This window comes from Cupriavidus sp. KB_39 (assembly GCF_052114485.1).
Classification (GTDB): Bacteria; Pseudomonadota; Gammaproteobacteria; order Burkholderiales; family Burkholderiaceae; genus Cupriavidus.
The window spans coordinates 1-3051 of sequence record NZ_JBFREV010000094.1 but is presented as its reverse complement, the minus strand read 5'-3'; the positions used below and the strand labels follow the sequence as shown (position 1 = coordinate 3051).

General features: G+C 69.8%; 2 protein-coding genes. Both read left to right on the top strand.

Features of this window, described 5'->3' with window-relative positions; all coding sequences use genetic code 11:
* Window positions 1-2100 (top strand): ImcF-related family protein (locus tag AB4Z27_RS28610; protein WP_441645927.1); only part of this gene is annotated, 2100 nt, incomplete at its 5' end.
* Window positions 2093-3051 (top strand): type VI secretion system protein TssA (gene tssA, locus AB4Z27_RS28605; protein ID WP_441645926.1); only part of this gene is annotated, 959 nt, incomplete at its 3' end. The genes AB4Z27_RS28610 and tssA, both read left to right, overlap by 8 nt.

Here is a 3051-nt window from a genome sequence, read left to right as displayed (position 1 = left end):
ATGTGGAAGCCCTATGCGGCGGCCAGCCGCGAGCTTCTCGTCAGTCCGATTCAGCAGGATCTGGAGGATGTGCTCGTCGATCTCTCCCAGATGCCGGTGGATGGGCTCGACGCGCAGGCCAGCCAGTGGGCGCTGGACGGCCATCACACGCTCAAGACCTATCTGATGCTGGCCAACCCGGAGCGTGCCGAGCCGGACTTCCTCGCGCCGCAGCTGGTCCGACACTGGCAGACGGAAGCCCGCATCACGCCCGGCGAGCGGGACGATCTGGCGGAGCGGCTGCTCACGTTCCATGCCGCCCGCGTCAAGGCCCATCCCGACTGGCGCATCGAGGCGAGCCCCGAGCTGGTGGCCGGCGCGCGGCGCACGGTGCTGGCGGTCATCGGCCAGCGCAACGCGCAGGACACGATCTACCGCCAGGTGATCGATGGCATCGGCAACAAGTAYSCGGATCAGACGCTGGTGTCGCTCACCCCCGGCACCGACGCGCGCGGGCTGGTCCGAGCCAATGCGCTGGTGCCCGGCGCCTACACCCGGCAGGCCTACGAGGGCCACGTGGCCGAAGCCATCGCGCGGGCCGCCAAGCGCACGGAAGTCGCCAGCGATTGGGTGCTGTCAGACGGCAATGCCCAGCAGTCGGMCAGCCCAAATGACTTGCAGGCCACGCTCACCGCCCAGTATTTCGCCGATTACGCCGAGCAGTGGCAGCGCTTCATGAACAGCCTCCAGTGGGAGCCCGCGCCCACGTTGCCGGCAGCCATCGACCAGTTGAAGCTGATGGCCGATGCGCGGCAGTCGCCYGTRATCGCGCTAATGAAGTCRCTCGATTACCAGGGCGGCGCGGGCGCGCGGAAGGACTCGCTGTCMGACACRCTCGTCGCCAAGGCGCAGGACATGCTCGGCAAGAAGGCAGCCAGCGCCGGGATCGTCAAGCCCGACACCGCCGGCCCGCTGGGCTCGACCTTCGGACCCATCCAGCGGCTGATGGCCGTTGGTGAAGGTGCCGGCGGCGACATGAGCCTGCAGCGCTTCCTCGATCGCGCGACGGCCCTGCGGTTGCGGCTCCAGCAGGTCAGCMACAGCCCGGACGCCGACGCCCAGGCCCGCCAGATGGCGCAGGCGCTGTTCCAGGGCAAGGGCTCGGAATTGGCCGATACCCAGGCGTACGCGCAACTGATTGCCGCAAGCCTCGGCGCCGAGTGGGCCGGGATGGGGGAGGCGCTGTTCGTGCGTCCCATCGCCCAGGCGACCCAGACCGTGCTCCAGCCGGCGCAGGCCAGCCTGAACGCCGCCTGGCGAGACAGCATCGCCATGGCATGGGGCCGCGCCTTCGCCGGCCGCTACCCGTTTGCGGATACCGCCAACGACGCCTCGCTGCCGGAACTGGCCCGCTTCCTGCGTCCGCAGGGCGGGCTGATCCACGGCTTTCTCACGGCCCAGCTCGCCGGCGTGCTCGAACTGCAGGGCGATGCGTGGCAGCCGGCGGCGTCGGGCGGGCACGCGCTCGCGTTCGATCCGGCCTTCCTTGCGGCGATCAACCGGCTCCAGCGCATCGGCACGCGGCTGCTCACGCAAGGCGAGCCCCGCTACCAGTTCGAGATGAAGCCGATTCCCACGCCGGGCCTGACCGATACGCTACTGACCCTCGACGGCCAGACCCTCCACTACTACAACCAGCGCGAACACTGGCAAGCCATGACGTGGCCGGCGAGCAACCTGGAGAACCCCGGCACCCGGCTCCAGTGGCAGGCCGAGACGGCCGGCACCAACAAGCACTATGAGTTCACCGGACGATGGGGCCTCGTCAGGATGCTCGAGCGGGCCAGCATCGAGCCGATCGACAGCGCCACGTTCCAGCTCACATGGCAGGGCCAGCCGGATAGCCCCGTCGTGGCTGCGGCGCCGGACCCCGACAGCCTCACCGCGCGCCCGGCCATGCAGCCGCCGGCCAAGGACGTCACCTACCCCATCCGCTACCAGTTGCGCACCGAGCTTGGCCATGGGCCGCTCGAACTGCTCTCGCTGCGCGATTTCGTGCTGCCGTCCCGGATCTTCCTCGACAAGCCCCAACCATCCACCACCAAGGGGAACGATGTTTAACCAGTTGCTCAACGCGCTGTTCGGCACGCGCGCGCCGTCGGATCTGGCCCGGGCGGCCATCGCGCGATGGGAACCGTGGCTGCGGCCCATCCGCCCCGATGCGCCCGCCGGGGACGACCCCGGCTACGACGACGATTTCCTCGCCATCAAGGACGAAGTCGCCAAGCTGTCCGATGTCAACGACACGCTGATTGTCGAGACGGCGGAGCGTCTGCTCCAGGGCACCGCCAAGGATGCGCGGCTCGCCGCCTACTATCTCTACGCGCGCATGCGGCGGGACGGTGCGGAGGGCATCGCGTCCGGCTTCGAGCTGCTGGCGGCGCTGGTGGACCGCTTCGGCACGCAACTGCTGCCCGYCCGGGCCGAAAGCCGCAAGGCGTCGCTCGAATGGCTCGCCAGCGCAACGTTCACGGATCGGCTCGAYCGCGTGCACGGGCTGACCGGGCTGCCGCTGGAGCGCACGCTGTCGGCGCTGGCGCTGATCCTCGAGCGCACCGCGCAGTGGCCGGAGGCCGCCCGGCCGGCGCTGGACGCCCTCTTCCGGCGCTTCGAGGGCCGCGTGGAATCGCCCGCCGCCCATGACTCTGGCGCCGAGCCCGCGTCACCTGCTACGCCGATGGCGCTGCCCRCKGGCGAYGTYTCCTCCTCGCGCGACCTGCTSGACCGCGCGCGCCAGATGGCCACGTTCCTGCGCGAGCAGCCGCAGGGCTATCTGGCCGCGTACCGGCTCATGCGCTGCGTCCGTTGGGACACCCTGACGGAGGCGCCGCCGCACGAGCCCAGCGGCAAGACGCGGCTGGTCGCCCCGCGCGCCGAGCTACGCGCCCAGCTCAAGCGCCTGCTGTTGCAGAAGCAGTGGCCGGAGTTGCTCGATCGACTTGAACGCGCCTTTGCGGAGGGCGCCAACCATTTCTGGCTGGACCTCCAGTACTACGCCTTCACGGCGCAGGA